Genomic DNA, 17,685 nt, shown 5'->3' with positions numbered 1-17,685 from the left:
TAACAAGGGGTGAAACAATGGGGATATATGATCAACTATTTAAAGAGATATTATCCGATAAGGAAATGATCGTTGAGTTTATAGATATCTTTATTCCTAAATTAAAAAGTTATGGGATTTCAGCAGAAGATATAACAATAGAACATACAAAATTTACAGATATAAAATATGGAGATAAGGAAAGTGATTTACTATTTAAAGTAAAATATTTTGAAAATGAGGTATATCTATATTTATTGATAGAACATCAATCAACTGTAGATTATTTAATGCAATTTAGAATACTCGAATATATGGTGCGAATATGGAAAAATTATATAAATGAACATAAAAAAGAATCGAGAACAAAAGGATTTAAATTAATACCAATAATGCCAATAGTGTTTTATACAGGAAAAAGAAAATGGACGGCTGAAAATTGGTTTATGAAAAAAGTAGAAAATTGGGAAATGTTTGATGAATATACACCAAAGTTCAAATATGAGGTGATTGATTTAACTCAAATACCTGAAGAACAATTAATAAAAATAAAAAAGGCATTAGGGTTATTACTGGCATTAAATAAGGCAGAAAACAAAACAGTAACCAGAATAATAGAGGAAATAAAAATAGAATTAGAAAAATTACCTGAAAAAGAAAAGGAAAAATTTGGAAATTACGTGAACGGAGTGATAAAAACTCTCGTCAAAAGAAATAGAGATTTGAATTTAGATGAAGAGATATTTGAAGAGGAGGAGGTGGAAGAAATGTTTGAAAATTTTGTAAAAGCTGTAAATGGTGCATATAAAGATGCTATAGAGCAAGGAATGAAACAAGGGATAGAGCAGGGAATAGAACAGGGAATAGAACAGGGATTTAAAAGTGGAATGTTAGCTGGAGAAAGAAAATTAACGCGTTCATTATTAAGAAAAAAATTTGGTGAAAAAATAGAACCATATATTGATGCTCTTGATTATATGACTTTAAAAGAATTAACTGAAATTGCTGAAAATATATTAGATCTTTCTTTTGAAGAAACGATAGAGTTGTTAAAAAAGGTATCCAATTAATATAATGAGGTGAAGCTATTTGAAAAAATTTTTAGGACCTGTAGTCACATCAAAAAGTATAGGTAAATCTCTAATACAAATAAATGACCTTTTTCCTATGGCCAAGAGATTTGGATATGATTCAATTATTTTATGCGAATCACATCCGAAATCCTGGCCAACATTTATTAATTTAGCTAAAAAATATAAAATAGTACCATATATTTTATTTGAAATGAAGGGAAAAATTTATTTTCCTGTAAATTCAAAAGAGTTGTTGGAAATTATACAATTTTACAACGGAAAAAAAGAAAATATAAATGTAAGATATTTTGAAAAAAATGAGATAAAAGAGAAGATACTTTTCCCCACACAGACGGTTAAAGAATTATTGGATTCTGAAAATATTTCTGGTGGATGTTTAAAAGGAAATCTTAAAATAGAAGATTATTTGGGAAGTAATATATTAAAATATATAAACTCAACAACTCCCTCTTATAATGTAAAAGATTTTTATGTAAATTTGCCTCAAATGGGAGGATTTAAAAGATTATATGAATCGCTATTGCCCTATATGGCAAAATTGCCAGATGAATATATGCAAAGATTAAAAAAAGAATTATTGGTTATAAAGGATATGGAAGTTTCAGATTATATATTAACTGTAAAAAAAATAGTTGAAACAGCTAGAAATACAGGGGCATATGTTGGTCCAGGAAGAGGTTCTGCTGTTGGTTCGCTAATAGTTTATATGTTGGGAATAACGCTAATAGACCCTATAAAATATAATTTATATTTTGAAAGATTTCTTAATCCGTCTAGAAAAGAATTGCCAGATATAGATCTGGATATAGATTCTGAAAATAGAGATAATGTCATAAAAAAATTAAATGAAATTTTTAGTATTGCTCAGGTTAGAACATATGTAAGAATGAAAGAAAAAAGCGCTGTAAAAAAAGCAAAAGAAATTTTAGGATATGATATGTCTCAAAAGTTAAAATTTCCAATTAGGTCTTTAGAAAATATGAAAAGATATCCTAATATGGATGAAAAATTAAAAAAGTTTTATACTCTTGCATTTTATTTTGAAGGATTGGAAATAGCTGAATCTGTACATGCGGCTGGTGTGATATTATCAAAAGAAGATATGGGATTAAAAATCCCTCTTGATTATAGGCAAAACAATATTCCAATTACATTATGGGAAATGGATGAATTAAAGCTTTCAGGTATAGAAAAATTTGATATATTGTCTTTAGATACACTTGCCCTGTTAAAACGTTTTAATTTTAAATATGCTAAAGATAAATTTGTAAATTTAGAAGATAAAGAAGTATATAAGTTAATTTCTGCTGGTTTAACAGAAGGGATATTCCAGCTTGAATCCAGATTGGGTAAAAAACTATCCAGAAAATTAGCGCCTAAAAATTTTATGGAGTTAACAATTTTACTTGCAATGAATAGACCGGGACCTTTGAATTCTGGAATGTTTGATGAGTATCTTGAGGGTAGTTCCAGGGAATATCTAAAAAAACTCTTGCCTGAGACTAAGGGAGTTATTATTTTTCAGGAACAGGTGATGTATATTGCACAAAAATTGGGAGGATTATCCCCAGAAGAGTCAGACGATTTTAGAAAAGCAATGTCAAAAAAGGATATAGAAAAATTAAAAAAGTTGAAAGAAAAGTTTATTTTTAATGCAGCTAAAAAGATTGGAAATAAAGAATCACAGGAGCTCTACTCTAAAATAGAAAAATTTGCAGAATATGCGTTTAATAAATCACATAGTGTTGCATATGCTCATCTTAGTTATTGGCTGGCTGAAATAAAAACAAGAGAAAGATGTAAATTCTTTTTGGAATATATAAAGTTTAAAGGTTTGTCAGAAACTCTTTTTGAAGAAAGTAAGTATATGAATATTCAAATTAAAAATGCAAGTATTCTTTATCCACAAGGTATGTGCAAAGATAATGCATTATATTTACCTTTAAGGGTTATAAAAGGAGTAGGTATATTTGCAGAAGAGGTTTTAACTAAAGATATAAAAGAAAAAGGGAATTATAAGGATTTTGAAGATTTTATAAAGCGAACAAAGGAAAAACGCATAACAAGAAATATAATTGAACAGATGATAAAAGGTGGAGTTTTTGATATTTTTACAAAAAATCGAAGACAATTATTGAGAATGATTTCTGAAATTGAACATAATACAAGTAGAAAAGCAAAAAAAATATTAAGTGATGTTTTTGGAGAAAATATATCAACTGACAAAGAGGTTATTACAGATAAAGAAGATATAATTAAATTTGAAAAAGAAGTATACGGATTTAAAATCAACTAATTTAAACTACTTGATTTTACCTATATTTTATGGTATAATCAATTGCAGATATAGAAATAATCGTTCGAGGGCAGTAGCCCTCGAATTCTGTTTTATTATAAAAGGAGGTGCAAAATGAAAGATTTAAAAGACCTGATTTTAAAAGAATCGCAAGAAATTGCCAGGAATATGGATTTAGAAATTTTCGACGTATCGATTAAAAAAATTAGAAAAAAAGTAAAGCTTGAAATTATTATTGATAAAGAAGATGGATATGTTGGAATTGATGATTGTGAAAGATTTTCAAGAACAATAGAATCATATCTTGACGAAAAAGATCTTATAGATACATCATATGATTTAATAGTAAGTTCTCCGGGATTAGATAGACCTTTAAGAAGTTTAAAGGATTTTATTAGATTTAAAGGGAAGTTAGTAAAAGTAATTCTAAAAGAAAGGGTACAAAACAGAACAGCTATAAAGGGATATATTGAAGATATAAATGACGAAACTATTTATATAAAAGAAAAAGATGGTGGTAAAATAATAGAATTCCCGTATGATATAGTATTAAAAGCAAACTTAGAAATAGATTTGTAAATGGAGGTGATTATAATGAATCTTGCATTAAGAGAAGCATTAACAGAATTAGAAAGAGAAAAGGGAATAAAAAAAGAAGTATTACTTGAAATAATTGAAAAGGCTATAGAAAAGGCATATAAAAACAATTATGAAATGGAAAACGTGGAGGTTATTGTTGATAAAAATCATGGGGAAATCACAATATATCAGCTGTTGAAGGTTGTTGAAGAAGTAGAAAATGAAGGAGAAGAAATTACATTAGAAGAAGCTAAAAAGATATCTTCTAAAGCCCAAATTGGAGATATTATCAAGAAAAAAATAAACCCTAAAAAAGAATTTAAAAGAATAGCTGCACAAACCGCTAAACAGGTAATTAAACAAAGTATAAGGGAAATAGAAAAAGAAAAGTTATATCAGACATATTCTACATTAGAGGGAAAAATAACAACAGCTGAGGTGTTAAAAGTAACTCCAGAATATGCAGATATTAGAATAGGAAAACTTGAAACAAAGTTACCAGCAAAAGAATGGATTCCGGGAGAAAAAATGTACAATGGAGACATAATAAAAGTTTATATAAAAAGTGTTCAAAAAACAACTAAAGGTCCAAAAATTCTTGTTTCAAGAAGTGTTCCTGAATTTGTAGAAGAGTTATTTAAAATGAATATCCCAGAGATAGAAGATGGAATAGTAAAAATAAAAAAAATATATAGAGAACCAGGAGTTAGAAGTAAGGTTGCAGTATATTCAGAAGATCCTAAAGTTGATGCTATTGGGGCATGTATTGGAGAAAATGGCATGAGAATTGCGCAAATATTGGAAGATTTAAAAAATCTTGAAAAAATAGACGTAATAAAATGGTCTGATGATATTGAAGAACTAATAAGAAATGCACTTGCACCAGCTCAGGTAGTAGAAATAAAATTAGACAAAAAAGAAAAATTTGCATTAGTGCATGTTCCGGAAAATCAATTATCTCTTGCTATAGGTAAGGGTGGGCAAAATGCTCGTGCTGCCGCTAAAATAACAGGCTGGAAAATAGATATACATACTGTATAATTTAATTAAAAATGCACACAATTTTAATAGTGTTTAAATGAAATATTTTTCTTTCTGATGTAAAATTTAGTCGAACTAAAGAATGAGGAGGCGGATTTAATACTATGTCCCAACAAATGCTTAAAAAAGTTCTCAGAGAAAAAAAACAAAGAATGACAGCCCAAAGGGAATTAATTCTTAAGGTTTTTCTCGAATCCAATGGAAAATTAATGAGTCTTGATGATGTGTATATGCAAATTAGAAGAAGAAAAAATCACAAAACCAGTAAAATGACTATAAAACGTGGAATAGAACTTTTGGAAGAACTTGGAATAATAAGAAAAATAGATTTTGATGATGGTGTTGTTAGGTATGAATTAATTGATGATGTAACAGATGAAGTAAATGCAATTTTCATATGTGAAAATTGTGGGAAAGCAGTAAAAATGGAAGTAAGTAAAGAAGCAATAAAAAATCTTTTACCTAAAAAAGATATTGAAATCAAAGATTTTGAATTAAAGATTTATGGTATTTGTACAGAATGTCAGGTATAAAATAAAAGGAGGCCCGCGAAGGGCCTTTTATTTTTATGTTATTAATTAAGCGGATTTACGCATTTTTGCTCTAATTACACAATCATCTATTGTAACTTCGCCTTTTATAACTCCCTCTGCAAATAACTTACAATTTGCATAACCACAAGCACCACAATTCATATTTGGTAAATCATTTAATACTTCTTTTTCATTCCTATATACAATTTCTGTATTTTCAATTTCATTTAATATATCTTCACGTTTTACAAGTTTTTCCATTATATATCCCATAATAAATATTGCAGGAATTGTTAAAGCATATCTTGTTAAAGCGAAAGGCAATCCAAGGAAGCTTGATTCAACCATGAACATAACAACCTTAACTACTGCCCATGAACTAATAATTATAACTAAATTAGCAATACTTGCTCCTTTTAAGAATAAAGCCTGTGCAACTGGAAATGCTGCATATATAGGACCGGCTGAAATTGCACCTGTAAACATTGATAACAACTTTCCTTTAAATCCAGATTCTTCACCGAAATGTCTCATTATAACTTCTGATGGTACCCATACAGTAATCAATGAGGAGATTATAAGAATAGGTGGCATAACCTCAACCATTTCAATTAGAAATCCTTTTGTCATTTCTAACCCTTTAAAGAAAATTTCTGGTTTTACAAAAAATGCAATTCCATACAAAACGATACTTACAAAGATTAATTTATTATTTTTAATTAAATCCAATATCTTCTTCATAATATCACCGCCATTCCTGTAGCAATTAATATAGCAGCAACAAAACTAAGCCATAATCTATGCAATGTAAATTTCTTTCCAAAATATTTAATTTCAATTGGCATAGTAGCGAATCCAACCATAGTTAATGTTGTGATAAATGCTGCAATTGCTGTTAAATTTGCTCCACTTTGGTAGAGAGATTTAGAAAGCGGGAATGCAATAAATGCTGGTATTATAGTTAAAGCACCTATAACTGCACCATATATTGTGCTTAAAAACTCGTTTGAATTTCCCAATAACTGTTTAATTAATTCCGGTGGCAATATAGCCAATACTAAACCTACTAAAGCCATAACTCCAATAATTTCAATAAAAGTTTTTACCAACAAATTTTTTGATAATACTAAACTTTCCTTTGTTTTATCTTTACTCTTAAAAATAGACCAACCTAAAAATGAAACGGCTATTCCATATAATACAATGGTATTCACTGTATCAACCTCCTGATTCTTTATTTATTCTTCATACCCTATTATAGACAATATAAAAAAATAAAACCGTGATTTTAAACACGGTTTTATTTTAGAGATTTAATATTCAACAACTTGACATGATTTCTATCAATAATTTTAATATAACCTTCATTTTCTAATTCTTTTATCTTTTTTGATACCACTTCACGAACACTGCCGATATCATTTGCTATTTGCTGCTTTGATTTAAAATAAATAATATCAGATTTTTGCTGTTTATGTAATAATAGGAAATATCGAATTAAACGCTCCTTTATCGATTTTATAATTAGAATATCCACAATATTAGAAAGATTTAATAATTTCTTGGAGATTTCATTTAAATACAATATAAGAAAAGTCTCATTTTCTTTAAATAACTTCAAAACACCTTCTTTTGATATTTCAAAGACTTCAGAATCCTTTTCCGCAACAATATATGATGGATAATTTTCATCAGAAAAAATTAGTCCCTCACCAAAACTTTCATTCTCTTTCAAGTATTTTAAAACCTGTTCATTACCGTCTGGAGCATATTTTACAACTTTCAATTTACCGGATAATATAATACTAATTTGTTCTAATTTTTCATTTGGTGAATGTAAAACGTGATTTTTTTTGATTTTAAGAGTACGACCGTACTTTTTTAATATCTCACTGTTTTCACCAAAAACATTTTGAAAAAATTCACTTCTCACTTTTTTCCTCCTATATAAAAATTTTATGCTTTAGAATCAAGAATTTTTCCCCAGGTTACACCACCTGTATAAACCAGATGTCCATTTGGATCATATGAAGTAAAATAGCGAACATACACCTGAGCCATCTTTCCTTTAAACATAGCTTCCTTAATAATTTCTCGTGCATGTTCTGATTCATGAGATTTTATAAATAAAAAAGAAGCATTTTCACTAACCGGTGTTGGGTATTGAAATGAAACAGCTGAATCAGGCGAATCATCCTGAAGATAAACAACAGATTCCGAAGTTTCTGGAAAATTATTTTTTGATATTTTATTATTAATATTCCTATTAACAACATGCTCATTTGAATTGGAAATACCCTTTTTATTTTTTTGAGATTTTATACCCTGCTCATTGATATTTCTGTCTATGCGTTCCAATTCTTTTTCGGCTTCTGAAATATTACCTATTTTTATCATTGAACTGATTTTTCCAAGTTTAAACAACAAAGCATTATCCTTATTGTTTATAGCTTCAATAAGGATTTTTCTTAACTTACTCTCAAGATATTTCTCTTTAAATTCAGTAGGAGAATAATAATTATTAACATTAATACGCATAAAATCACCTACATATTCATTATACACCTTTTTAAATTATTGAAAATTCTATCATTATATTTTTCCATTAGAATAATAATTTTCCTACCAAACTAAATTCTTATATTCTTAACCCTTTTTTAAAAAAATAATGTTTTAATTTATAGTGGAGGTGAAACTATGACAAAATTTGTTGATACCACATTACGTGACGGCCAGCAATCAATAATTGCGACTCGAATGAAAACCTCTGAATTTGAGCCTGTTTTAAAAGATTTTGATACAGTAGGTTTTCATTCAATGGAGGTATGGGGCGGTGCAACATACGACTCATGTATAAGATATCTAAACGAAGATCCATGGGAAAGACTAAAAACAATAAGAAAAAAGTTAAAAAACACGCAAATACAGATGTTATTAAGAGGACAAAATATTGTTGGATATAGAAATTATGCTGATGATGTAGTTGAATTATTTATAAACAAAGTAGCGGATTATGGTATGGACATAATAAGAGTATTTGATGCTTTAAATGATATAAGAAACTTAAAAAAGAGTATAGAAGTTGCTAAAAAGAGGAATATACATGTTCAGGGTGCAATATCTTATACAATAAGTCCTGTTCATAATCTTGAATTTTATTTAAACTATGCAAAAGAATTAATAGATCACGGTGTTGATTCAATAGTTATAAAAGATATGGCTGGATTATTAACTCCTAAAATGGCGTATGATTTAGTAAAAGAATTAAAGAGAAAATACAATGTACCAATAGAATTGCATTCTCATAATACGGCAGGTATGGCTTCTATTGCATATCAAGCAGCAATTGATGCTGGTGTTGATTTAATAGATACAGCATTAAGCCCATTTGCAAATGCAAGTTCTCAACCGGCAGTTGAACCATTTAACTTTGCATTAGGAGAACCGCTTGATTCCGATAAACTTTATGATCTCGCGCATTATTTCTGGAAAGTAAGGGAAAATCATATAGAAGACGATATGCGAATGGTATCAATTGACTCAAGAATATTAAAGGCACAAATTCCAGGCGGAATGTTTTCAAACCTTGTATCCCAATTAAAAGCTCAAAAAATGTTGCATTTATTAGATGAAGTATTAGAAGAAGTTCCAAGAGTGCGAAAAGATCTTGGATATCCACCACTTGTAACTCCTACAAGTCAAATAGTTGGTGTTCAGGCAGTTTTAAATGTTATGTATAAAGAACGATATAAGTCAATTACAAAAGAGGTTAAAAATTACCTAAAAGGAATGTATGGAAGACCACCTGCACCAGTAGATGAAGAACTTTTAAAGAAAGCACTTGGAAACGAAAAACCAATAGACTGCAGACCAGCAGATTTATTAAAACCTGAAATAGAAAAAGCAAGAAATGAAATATGTGTTTTAGCTGAAACAGATGAAGATTTATTGACATATATCCTATTTGGTGAAGTAGGAAAGAAATATCTAAAAGACAAATATGAAAAAGAAATACAGGTTGATTTCGAACTTGTTGAAGAAACAGAAGATTTTGTTGAAGATGAAAGTATATATCCAGTATAATAATAAAAAAATGCTCTGGTTAAAACCAGAGCATTTTTTTAATGTATTCTTTTTTCCATTTCTACCTGTTTTAAAAATACATTGAAGTTGAATTTTTTTAGTATTTTGTTTAAAGGATCATCTTCTGGAAGAGATACCATAGTTACGTCTTTGAATTTTAAATCAGCGAATCTATTTAAAAGGTCTTTTACAATATCCTCATATTTTGTTTCATCAACCAAAGGTGCAACATCTACAATAAACGCCCCTTTTGATGTCATTCCCCAAACCACATAACCAATTGAAAAGCCTTTTGAAGTGATTTTTTCCATTTGGTATCTATCATAGGAAAGATCTAAAGTTTTAGGCTCTCTTTGCCAATTTGGTTTTCTTCCAATATAATGCAAAGCTTCAACTGCCCTATCATGAATCCATTTATGATCAACAATAGAATATCCAAATTTAATCTCATCAGTTTTTTCTAAATAACGTATGAAGCTTTCCAAAACGCGTTTTTCTTTAAAACCATGTTTAGCATAAAACTTTTTTGCGCTTGTTTCAGTATCTACAACCTCAAGTGTAACTTTAGAAATGCCTTTCCATTTCATTTTTTCAAGTGTATAGTATAAAAGCTCAGAACCGTAGCCTTTTAATCTGTATTCCTTTAAAAAACCAAAAGCATCGATTCTTCCCCTTGCTCCTCTAATTGAAACCAATGAAAATCCAATGGGTTTTTCGTCCTCAAATACTATATAAGAGTCATCAAGAGAAATTGAATTTTCTCTTATATCAAGCTCAAATGAGGTTAATGTCCAATTGACAGGTACTTCATAATCTGCAAAAGTTTTATTTACAAGATCGACAATTATTCCTTTTGAAACTTCACTGGCTTTTTTGAAATCCATAAAGATCCCTCCTTCCCCTACATTATAATTATAGCACAATTTTTTAATCTAAAAAAGTAAAGGTATTTTATTTTAAAAAAGGTATTTAAATTATGATATAATACAATGTTATTAAAACTAACTAATTTAAGGAAAGGGTGAGATAATTGAAAAAACTGTTTTTGTTTATTTTCATTTTAATGATAGTATCTTTGTTTTCTTTTCCACAAAAATATATATTACTTTTTGGTAATCCACATTCGCATACTGCATTTTCTGATGGTGCAGTAAACACTACACCAGCAGATGCATATAAATATGCAAGAGATATTGCCAAACTTGATTTTCATGCTGTTACAGACCATGCTTATTATTTTGAAGCATTATATAATGGTGAAGATAAATTTTTAGTAATGAAAAGAATGGCGGAAGAAAATACGACAAAAAATTTTATTGCACTTGCTGGATTTGAGTGGACTGCTGGTAGTGGGCATATTAATGTATATGGGTCAAAAGAGTGGACAAGTAGAAATATTGATACCACAATAGAAGAATTTTATAAGTGGCTAATAAATGAAAAAGCTTTGGCCCAATTTAATCACCCAATATCGATGTTTGGTACATTTAAAAATTTTGAATATTATCCTGAAGCAGATAATTATTTAAATCTTGTTGAAGTTGGAAATGGAAATTGGTCAAAAAACGATACAATTACACCTGAAATGTTTTCAAATTATATTGTAGCCTTGAAAAAAGGCTGGCATCTTGGCGCTACAATTGGACAGGACAATCATAAAGCAAATTGGGGAACTGCTAATGATTCAAGAACAGGAGTATGGGTATTATCCAGAAGTAAAGACGGTTTATTAAAAGCAATGTGGAATAGGAAAACATATGGAACTGAAGATAAGAATGCAAAAATATGGGTAGAAACAGATAATGCTGAAATGGGAGATATATATTATTATGATAAAATGCCCGGGGAAATATCCTTGAAAATTGAATATGAAGATGAAAATTCTCTTTCAGAATTAAAGGTATATACTCCAGATAAAATTTATGAGTTATCACCTAATGGAAATAAGATTAATGAAGTTGTAAAAATAAAGGTAACCTCACCATATTTCTGGCTTTTTGTATACTTTAAACAGATGGATGGTGATGAAATAGTATCATCGCCAATATGGTACGAACCAGAAAATAGAATTAGAATTTTCAATGTTCCTGATATAAAATTATATAGAAATTCGGAAAATACATTGAATCTTTATTTTTATAATACAGGAAATAATGTAGAAAATTCTCCGGTAAAAATAAAAATTAATGATAATATAGTTTTTGAAAAAGATTTAATTTTGAAACCATATGAAAAATCTTTGATTCCATTGTCTTTTAAAACACCTGATATATCAAATGCAAAAATGGAGATCTATATAAATAATTTATTATGGTACAGCAAGGAGGTAAATTTATTAAATCAAGATACAATTTCTGTAATAAATGTCGAGATAAGTAAGTTAGAAAATTCATATAAAGTAATAAACGAGATTAACGATACATCGAAAGCAATAATTATAAACGCTAAAAGTATAAATAGCGAAGAAATATTGAAAAGATTGTTAGAAATCGCTAAAAAGAAACGAATAGGTATTATTCTTGATGAAAAGAATAAATATGTTCTTTCATTAATTCCATCTCGTTTTACTGTAACTGATGAAAAAATAGAAAATATAAAAGTTAATAATATTTATTATAATGAAGCATGGAGAATTTTATATAAAAATAAAGAAAGAGGTTTTGTATTAAATAAAAATTTTGTGATATTTCCTGGTAATCCATTTTTAAATGATGAAAATCTAACTTTTGTAAAAAAGCTATTGAGAATCCAATAAAGAAAAACAACCCCGTTGTAAGGGGTTGTTTTTCTTTTATAATCGATATTTTAGAAACTTTTATATTATAATATTTTTATCCTGGACAAATCAATATAATAAAAAGAATATTTTTCTATATTCTCGAATAAAACGGATTTAACGACGTTATGTTTATTTAAGTTTAAAAAAGAAACTTTTTCTTTTTAAAACGAGTTATTAAAATAAGCCTAAAATAAGGTAAAATTTAATCTAGAGTTAAAAAATAATTCAATAGTATTTCGGGGGGATAATATATGAAAATAGTTGGAAAGGTTGCGAAAAGAATAGAAGCTCATGAAAAAGCATATGGCGAAGCCAAATATACACCTGATTTATATTTAGATAGAATGATTTATGCAGGTGTTGTTTATTCAAATGTTCCTCATGGTATCTTAAAAAGTATTGATATATCTGAGGCTGAAAACGTTTCCGGGATAATAAAAGTGGCAACATATAAAGATGTACCGGGAACAAACAAATTTGGAGTTTTAATAAAGGATATGTGGTTTTTGGTTCCTGTTGGGGAGAAAATACGTTTTGAACATGATGCTATTGCATTAATTGCAGGTGAGACAAAAGAAGCTGTAGAAGAAGCTATTAAAAAAGTAAAGTTTGAAATTGAAGAATTACAGCCGGTACTTACTATAGAAGAATCCATAAAAGATGAAATAAAAGTACATGATCCTGAATCCAATATAGCATTTCATAAGAAAATAAGACGTGGAGAAATAGATAAAGCATTTGAAAATGCTGATCTTGTAATTGAAAGAGAATTCAGAACAGATTATCAGGAACAGGCATATCTTGAAACACAGGGAGCGGTAGCATATTATGATGGTGAAATAATGAAAATATATGCCTCGATGCAATGTCCTTTCTATGTTCAGGAAGACGTTTCTGAAATACTCGACATTCCATTTAATAAAGTAGATGTAATTCAAATGGAAACTGGCGGCGGTTTTGGTGGAAAAGAAGATGTTCCATCATATATTGCTTCGAAGGCAGCTTTGCTTTCATATTTAACAAAAAGGCCTGTGAAGTTAATATATTCCAGAGAACACGATATAAAAGAAACAAGTAAAAGACATCCATCAAAATCTCATTATAAAGTAGCGTTTAAGAAAGATGGAACTTTACTTGGAGTAAAGGTTGAATCTTATCTTGATATGGGAGCATATTCAACATTATCGCCAATAGTAATGTATCGAACGCTTACACATGCAGCTGGAGCATACAATGTTCCAAATGTACATGTAGATGTTTATGGTGTATATACAAATAAAGTTCCATGTGGTGCATTTAGAGGATTTGGTTCACCACAGGTATTATTTGCTATAGAAAGAGTAATGGATGAAGCAGCGGAAAAATTAAATATAGATCCGTGGGAAATACGTTATAAAAATGCTCTTGAAGTTGGTGCGGAAACATCAACAGGTCATAAATTAGAATTTTCTGTTGGAGCTAAAAAAACACTGGAAAATATTAAAAAACTATCAAATTATGAAGAGCTAAAAAAGGAAGTTGAAGAATTTAATAAAACAAATAAAATAAAAAAACGTGGGTTGGGATGGTCTCATATTATATACGGGGTTAGTCTTGGTGCTGGCGGGCAACATCTTGATGCATCAAATTCAGAAGTTCATGTATTTCCAGACGGAACAATAAACATAATGTTTGGGGGTACTGAAATTGGTCAGGGTTCTAAAACGGCAATATCAATGATTGTTTCTGAGATATTAGGGCAAAAACTTGAAAAAATAAAAGTATTGCAGACAGATACATTTATTGTTCAGGATAGTGGTCCAACAGTTGCTTCAAGAACAACAATATTTAGTGGTAATGCAGCAAAAGATGCTGCAGAAAAGATTAAAAACAACATACTTGAGTTTTTATCTGATAAATTTGATGTTGAAAAATCTGATATAGAAATTAATCTTGGGTATTATAAAATAAAGGATAAAAACTTTACCTTTGATGAAATTGCTAAAATGGCCAATGATGCCAATGTAAAGCTCAATGAATCGGGCTGGTTTAAGTCACCTAAACTTCATTTTGATATGGAAAATGGAGTTGGCGAGGCATATGTTACTTATACTTATTCTACACAATTATCCCTTGTTGAAGTTGATACATTAACAGGAAAGATTGATGTAAAAAAGATGTGGATTTCCCACGATATAGGAAAAGCAATAAATTATGACGGAGTAATTGGACAGATTCAAGGCGGAGCTGTTCAGGGTATGGGGCATGCTATTATGGAAGAAATAATGCAAAAAGAAGGAAAAATTATAACAGATAACTTTAATAATTATATAATTCCAACAATAAAGGATATACCTGAAATTGTTGCTGATGTTGTAGAAGAAGAATTTCCATATGGGCCGTTTGGGGCTAAAGGTATAGGAGAGCCTTCATTGATGACAGCACCACCTTCAATAGCAAATGCGGTTGCGCATGCAACAGGTAAAAAAATAACAAAAATTCCAATATCTATGGAAGATATAATATAAAACTCAGGGGGGTAATAGTATGAAAAAAGTGCCTATAGTAGGACCTACATATGAAGAAATGCTACATCCAGAAAAAATCGATCCAGAGATTAGACAGAGAGCTATTGAAATGAAAGAAAAGGATCCGCTTCATCCAATTAACCTTTTTAATATATCCTGGAAGGATGAAAACAATGAAATTAGATATTTTGTTATGCCAAAAGAATTAACAGGTGTTGAAGCAAATATTATAGTGCTATATGCAAAAGATTTTCCATCAGGAAGTCATAAGGTTGGAGCAACATATTCTGTATTGATGGAAAAAACAATTACACATGAAGTTGATCCATCAATACATAAATTGGTATGGCCATCAACAGGAAATTATGGAATAGGTGGAGCATTTGTAAGTTCAAGAATGAACTATGATTCTCTTGTATTATTGCCTGAAGAAATGAGTCAGGAAAGATTTGATATTATCAGAAAGTATGGTTCAGACGTTATTCCAACACCAGGTTGTGAATCAAACGTTAAAGAGATATATGATAAATCCAAAGAACTATACGAACAGGATCCAGAACATATTAGAATATTGAACCAGTTTGAAGCATTTGGGAACTACAGATTTCATTACTATGTAACAGGTAATACAATGATAGAAACAGTTAGAAGATATCATATAGGTAATGAAAGAATTGCAGCAATTGTATTGGGAGTAGGTTCTGCGGGAACAATTGCCAGTGGAGATAGAGTAAAACAGGAATTTCCTGAAGTTAAGGTTGTAGCTATGGAACCTGTACAATGTCCAACAATTTCATTAAATGGATATGGCGGACATGATATTCAGGGAATTGGGGATAAACACGTTACATGGATTCATAATGTAATGAATAATGATGCGGTAGTACTTGTTGACGATATAGATAGTAAAAAAATGCTTCAGGTATTAACAGATGAAGAAGGTAAAAAATTCCTTAAGGAATTTGTAGATCCAGAAATGGTTGAATATATTTCAGATAAATTTGGTATATCAGGTGTTGCTAATGTTATCGGTGCAATAAAAATGGCTAAATTCTATAATTTAAAATCAGATGATAATATCTTTGTTGTTGCAACAGATAATATAGATAGATATCATTCAGTTATGGAACAGATGACAAAAACATATGGAAAATTGGATAGAGCTGAAGCAAAATCAAGAGTGGAAAGAATATTCCTTTATCAGGAAACATCAGGTATCTTCGAAGGAGACAAGTATAACAGAGAAAGATGGCATAATCTAAAATACTATACATGGATAGAACAACAGGGAAAAACGCTTGAAGAATTAAATGCACAAAAGGAACAGGCATATTGGGAAGAACATCAGAGAAAAGTAAAAGAAATGGATAAAATGCTTGAACAATATAGGGAAGAACATAAAGCAACTTTAAGAAAGGTGTGGCTTGACGAATGAGAAAGTTATTCAAAAATATTTCATATCTTGCCACTTTTGATAATAAAGATACTGAAATTGAAAACGCCTATATTCTTGTTGAAGATAATGTGATAAAAGATATAGGTAGCGGGAACTTCGATGAGGAAGTTGATGAAATTATTGATTGTAAAGACATGCTTATAATGCCAGGTTTTGTAAATACACATCATCACTTATATCAAACATTAACAAGAAATGTAAAAGGAGCACAAAATGCAAAACTTTTTGACTGGCTTGTATTTTTATATGAACGCTGGAAAAATATAGATAGAGAAGGATTCTACATCAGCTCAATAATTGGTAATTATGAAATGATGAAAACAGGTGTAACAACCACTACAGACCATTTATATCTTTATCCATACGGATTAAATGAGGCATTTGACGCTGAAGTAGAAGGAGCTATAAAAACTGGTATTAGGTTCCATCCTACAAGAGGAAGTATGTCAATGAGTAAAAAAGATGGAGGATTACCACCAGATAGCGTTGTTCAAACAGAAAAAGAAATCATAAAAGAAAGCATTAGGGTAATAGAAAAATATCATGATTCATCAAAATACTCAATGTTACGAGTAGCACTTGCTCCATGTTCTCCATTTTCAGTAACAGCAGATTTAATGAGAGAAACAGTAAAAATTGCCGATGAATATGACGTATTAATCCATACACATGTTGCAGAAACACTTGATGAAGAGAATTATTGTATAGAACGTTTTGGTAAAAGACCAGTAGATTACATGGAAGAACTTGGATGGTTAAATCCAAGAGCATGGTTTGCACATCTTGTATGGTTAAACGAAAGCGATATAGATAAATTGGCAAAAAATGATGTTGGAATGGCTCATTGTCCATCATCAAATATGAGATTGGGCTCAGGTATTGCACCAGTTACAGAAATGAAAGATAAAATACGCATAGGGATTGCAGTAGACGGGAGCGCAAGTAATGATACAAATAATATGATAGCAGAGGTTAGAAATGCATTGTTGCTTCAAAGAGTAAAATATGGTGCGGATGCTTTAACAGTAAGAGAAGCGTTAAAGATGGGAACAATGGGCGGAGCAAGAGTGTTAAGAATGGATGATTATATAGGAAGTCTTGAAATTGGAAAAGCTGCAGACTTTATAGGTTTTAACCTTAATAGACTTGAGTTTGCAGGAGGCCTTGATGATCCACTTGGTGCAGTGTTAATGTGCGATGGAAAACAGGTAGATCTTTCAGTAATCAATGGTAAAATTAGAATAAAAGATGGAGAAATATTAGATGAAGAACTTCCGAAAATTATAGAAAAACATAACGAAATATCTAAAAGAGTTATAAATAGTCTTTGATAAAGAA

At 29.8% G+C, this 17,685-nt stretch carries 15 protein-coding genes; 10 read left to right on the top strand and 5 right to left on the bottom strand.

Going from position 1 to position 17,685, the window contains the following annotated elements; genetic code table 11:
• Positions 1 to 17: 17 nt before the first annotated feature.
• The 5 genes from MARPI_RS04760 to MARPI_RS04740 all read left to right on the top strand — a co-directional run bounded on the left by MARPI_RS04760 (position 18) and on the right by MARPI_RS04740 (position 5,522).
• Positions 18 to 1,049 carry an Rpn family recombination-promoting nuclease/putative transposase gene (locus MARPI_RS04760; protein ID WP_041638508.1) on the top strand — a complete coding sequence of 344 codons (1,032 nt, stop codon included), beginning with the start codon at positions 18 to 20 and terminating at the stop codon, positions 1,047 to 1,049.
• A gap of 19 nt (positions 1,050 to 1,068) precedes the next feature.
• Positions 1,069 to 3,369 carry a DNA polymerase III subunit alpha gene (dnaE, locus tag MARPI_RS04755; RefSeq protein ID WP_014296455.1) on the top strand — a complete coding sequence of 767 codons (2,301 nt, stop codon included), beginning with the start codon at positions 1,069 to 1,071 and terminating at the stop codon, positions 3,367 to 3,369.
• Positions 3,370 to 3,483: 114 nt separating this feature from the next.
• The gene (locus MARPI_RS04750) at positions 3,484 to 3,948 is read left to right on the top strand and encodes a ribosome maturation factor RimP (RefSeq protein ID WP_014296454.1); all 465 of its coding nucleotides are present in this window, start codon (positions 3,484 to 3,486) and stop codon (positions 3,946 to 3,948) included.
• Positions 3,949 to 3,963: 15 nt separating this feature from the next.
• The gene (nusA, locus tag MARPI_RS04745; protein WP_014296453.1) at positions 3,964 to 4,989 is read left to right on the top strand and encodes a transcription termination factor NusA; all 1,026 of its coding nucleotides are present in this window, start codon (positions 3,964 to 3,966) and stop codon (positions 4,987 to 4,989) included.
• Between the two features lie 104 nt (positions 4,990 to 5,093).
• Positions 5,094 to 5,522 (top strand): Fur family transcriptional regulator, encoded by a 429-nt coding sequence (locus tag MARPI_RS04740; RefSeq protein WP_014296452.1) that lies wholly within the window; start codon positions 5,094 to 5,096, stop codon positions 5,520 to 5,522.
• Between the two features lie 45 nt (positions 5,523 to 5,567).
• Here MARPI_RS04740 and MARPI_RS04735 read toward each other — a convergent pair whose 3' ends face one another.
• The 4 genes from MARPI_RS04735 to MARPI_RS04720 form a co-directional block, all read right to left on the bottom strand.
• The gene (locus MARPI_RS04735; RefSeq protein WP_014296451.1) at positions 5,568 to 6,263 is read right to left on the bottom strand and encodes a permease; all 696 of its coding nucleotides are present in this window, start codon (positions 6,261 to 6,263) and stop codon (positions 5,568 to 5,570) included.
• On the bottom strand, positions 6,260 to 6,736 hold the full coding sequence (locus tag MARPI_RS04730) for a permease (protein ID WP_014296450.1): 477 nt from the start codon (positions 6,734 to 6,736) through the stop codon (positions 6,260 to 6,262). Before MARPI_RS04730 ends, MARPI_RS04735 begins: the two co-directional genes overlap by 4 nt.
• 86 nt (positions 6,737 to 6,822) lie before the next feature.
• The gene (locus MARPI_RS04725) at positions 6,823 to 7,455 is read right to left on the bottom strand and encodes a Crp/Fnr family transcriptional regulator (protein ID WP_014296449.1); all 633 of its coding nucleotides are present in this window, start codon (positions 7,453 to 7,455) and stop codon (positions 6,823 to 6,825) included.
• Between the two features lie 23 nt (positions 7,456 to 7,478).
• Positions 7,479 to 8,060 carry a hypothetical protein gene (locus tag MARPI_RS04720; protein WP_014296448.1) on the bottom strand — a complete coding sequence of 194 codons (582 nt, stop codon included), beginning with the start codon at positions 8,058 to 8,060 and terminating at the stop codon, positions 7,479 to 7,481.
• Between the two features lie 159 nt (positions 8,061 to 8,219).
• On the opposite strand from MARPI_RS04720, the gene MARPI_RS04715 reads away from it, so the two are divergent.
• Complete coding sequence (locus MARPI_RS04715; protein WP_014296447.1) at positions 8,220 to 9,605, top strand: pyruvate carboxylase subunit B; 1,386 nt, start codon at positions 8,220 to 8,222, stop codon at positions 9,603 to 9,605.
• Positions 9,606 to 9,643: 38 nt separating this feature from the next.
• On the opposite strand, the gene MARPI_RS04710 is transcribed toward MARPI_RS04715, so the two are convergent.
• Positions 9,644 to 10,489: a GNAT family N-acetyltransferase gene (locus tag MARPI_RS04710; RefSeq protein ID WP_014296446.1), complete on the bottom strand. Its 846-nt coding sequence runs from the start codon at positions 10,487 to 10,489 to the stop codon at positions 9,644 to 9,646.
• 146 nt (positions 10,490 to 10,635) lie between these two features.
• On the opposite strand from MARPI_RS04710, the gene MARPI_RS04705 reads away from it, so the two are divergent.
• From MARPI_RS04705 to MARPI_RS04690, 4 genes are all read left to right on the top strand, one after another.
• The gene (locus MARPI_RS04705; protein WP_014296445.1) at positions 10,636 to 12,360 is read left to right on the top strand and encodes a CehA/McbA family metallohydrolase; all 1,725 of its coding nucleotides are present in this window, start codon (positions 10,636 to 10,638) and stop codon (positions 12,358 to 12,360) included.
• A gap of 275 nt (positions 12,361 to 12,635) precedes the next feature.
• Positions 12,636 to 14,891 carry a xanthine dehydrogenase family protein molybdopterin-binding subunit gene (locus MARPI_RS04700; protein ID WP_014296444.1) on the top strand — a complete coding sequence of 752 codons (2,256 nt, stop codon included), beginning with the start codon at positions 12,636 to 12,638 and terminating at the stop codon, positions 14,889 to 14,891.
• 19 nt (positions 14,892 to 14,910) lie between these two features.
• A complete protein-coding gene (locus tag MARPI_RS04695; protein ID WP_014296443.1) occupies positions 14,911 to 16,326 on the top strand; it encodes a pyridoxal-phosphate dependent enzyme in 1,416 nt (471 codons plus the stop codon).
• Entirely contained in the window at positions 16,323 to 17,678 is a 1,356-nt protein-coding gene (locus tag MARPI_RS04690) for an 8-oxoguanine deaminase (RefSeq protein ID WP_014296442.1), read from the top strand. The genes MARPI_RS04695 and MARPI_RS04690 overlap by 4 nt, the downstream gene beginning before the upstream one ends.
• Positions 17,679 to 17,685 lie beyond the last annotated feature (7 nt).

Source organism: Marinitoga piezophila KA3 (assembly GCF_000255135.1).
GTDB lineage: Bacteria > Thermotogota > Thermotogae > Petrotogales > Petrotogaceae > Marinitoga > Marinitoga piezophila.
This window is presented reverse-complemented; position numbering and strand designations above follow the sequence as displayed.

Coding starts and splice junctions, on each gene's coding strand:
- MARPI_RS04760 (WP_041638508.1), top strand. CDS start 18: ATGGGGATATATGATCAACTATTTAAAGAGATATTATCCGATAAGGAA.
- MARPI_RS04750 (WP_014296454.1), top strand. CDS start 3,484: ATGAAAGATTTAAAAGACCTGATTTTAAAAGAATCGCAAGAAATTGCC.
- nusA (WP_014296453.1), top strand. CDS start 3,964: ATGAATCTTGCATTAAGAGAAGCATTAACAGAATTAGAAAGAGAAAAG.
- MARPI_RS04740 (WP_014296452.1), top strand. CDS start 5,094: ATGTCCCAACAAATGCTTAAAAAAGTTCTCAGAGAAAAAAAACAAAGA.
- MARPI_RS04735 (WP_014296451.1), bottom strand. CDS start 6,263: ATGAAGAAGATATTGGATTTAATTAAAAATAATAAATTAATCTTTGTA.
- MARPI_RS04720 (WP_014296448.1), bottom strand. CDS start 8,060: ATGCGTATTAATGTTAATAATTATTATTCTCCTACTGAATTTAAAGAG.
- MARPI_RS04715 (WP_014296447.1), top strand. CDS start 8,220: ATGACAAAATTTGTTGATACCACATTACGTGACGGCCAGCAATCAATA.
- MARPI_RS04710 (WP_014296446.1), bottom strand. CDS start 10,489: ATGGATTTCAAAAAAGCCAGTGAAGTTTCAAAAGGAATAATTGTCGAT.
- MARPI_RS04700 (WP_014296444.1), top strand. CDS start 12,636: ATGAAAATAGTTGGAAAGGTTGCGAAAAGAATAGAAGCTCATGAAAAA.
- MARPI_RS04695 (WP_014296443.1), top strand. CDS start 14,911: ATGAAAAAAGTGCCTATAGTAGGACCTACATATGAAGAAATGCTACAT.
- MARPI_RS04690 (WP_014296442.1), top strand. CDS start 16,323: ATGAGAAAGTTATTCAAAAATATTTCATATCTTGCCACTTTTGATAAT.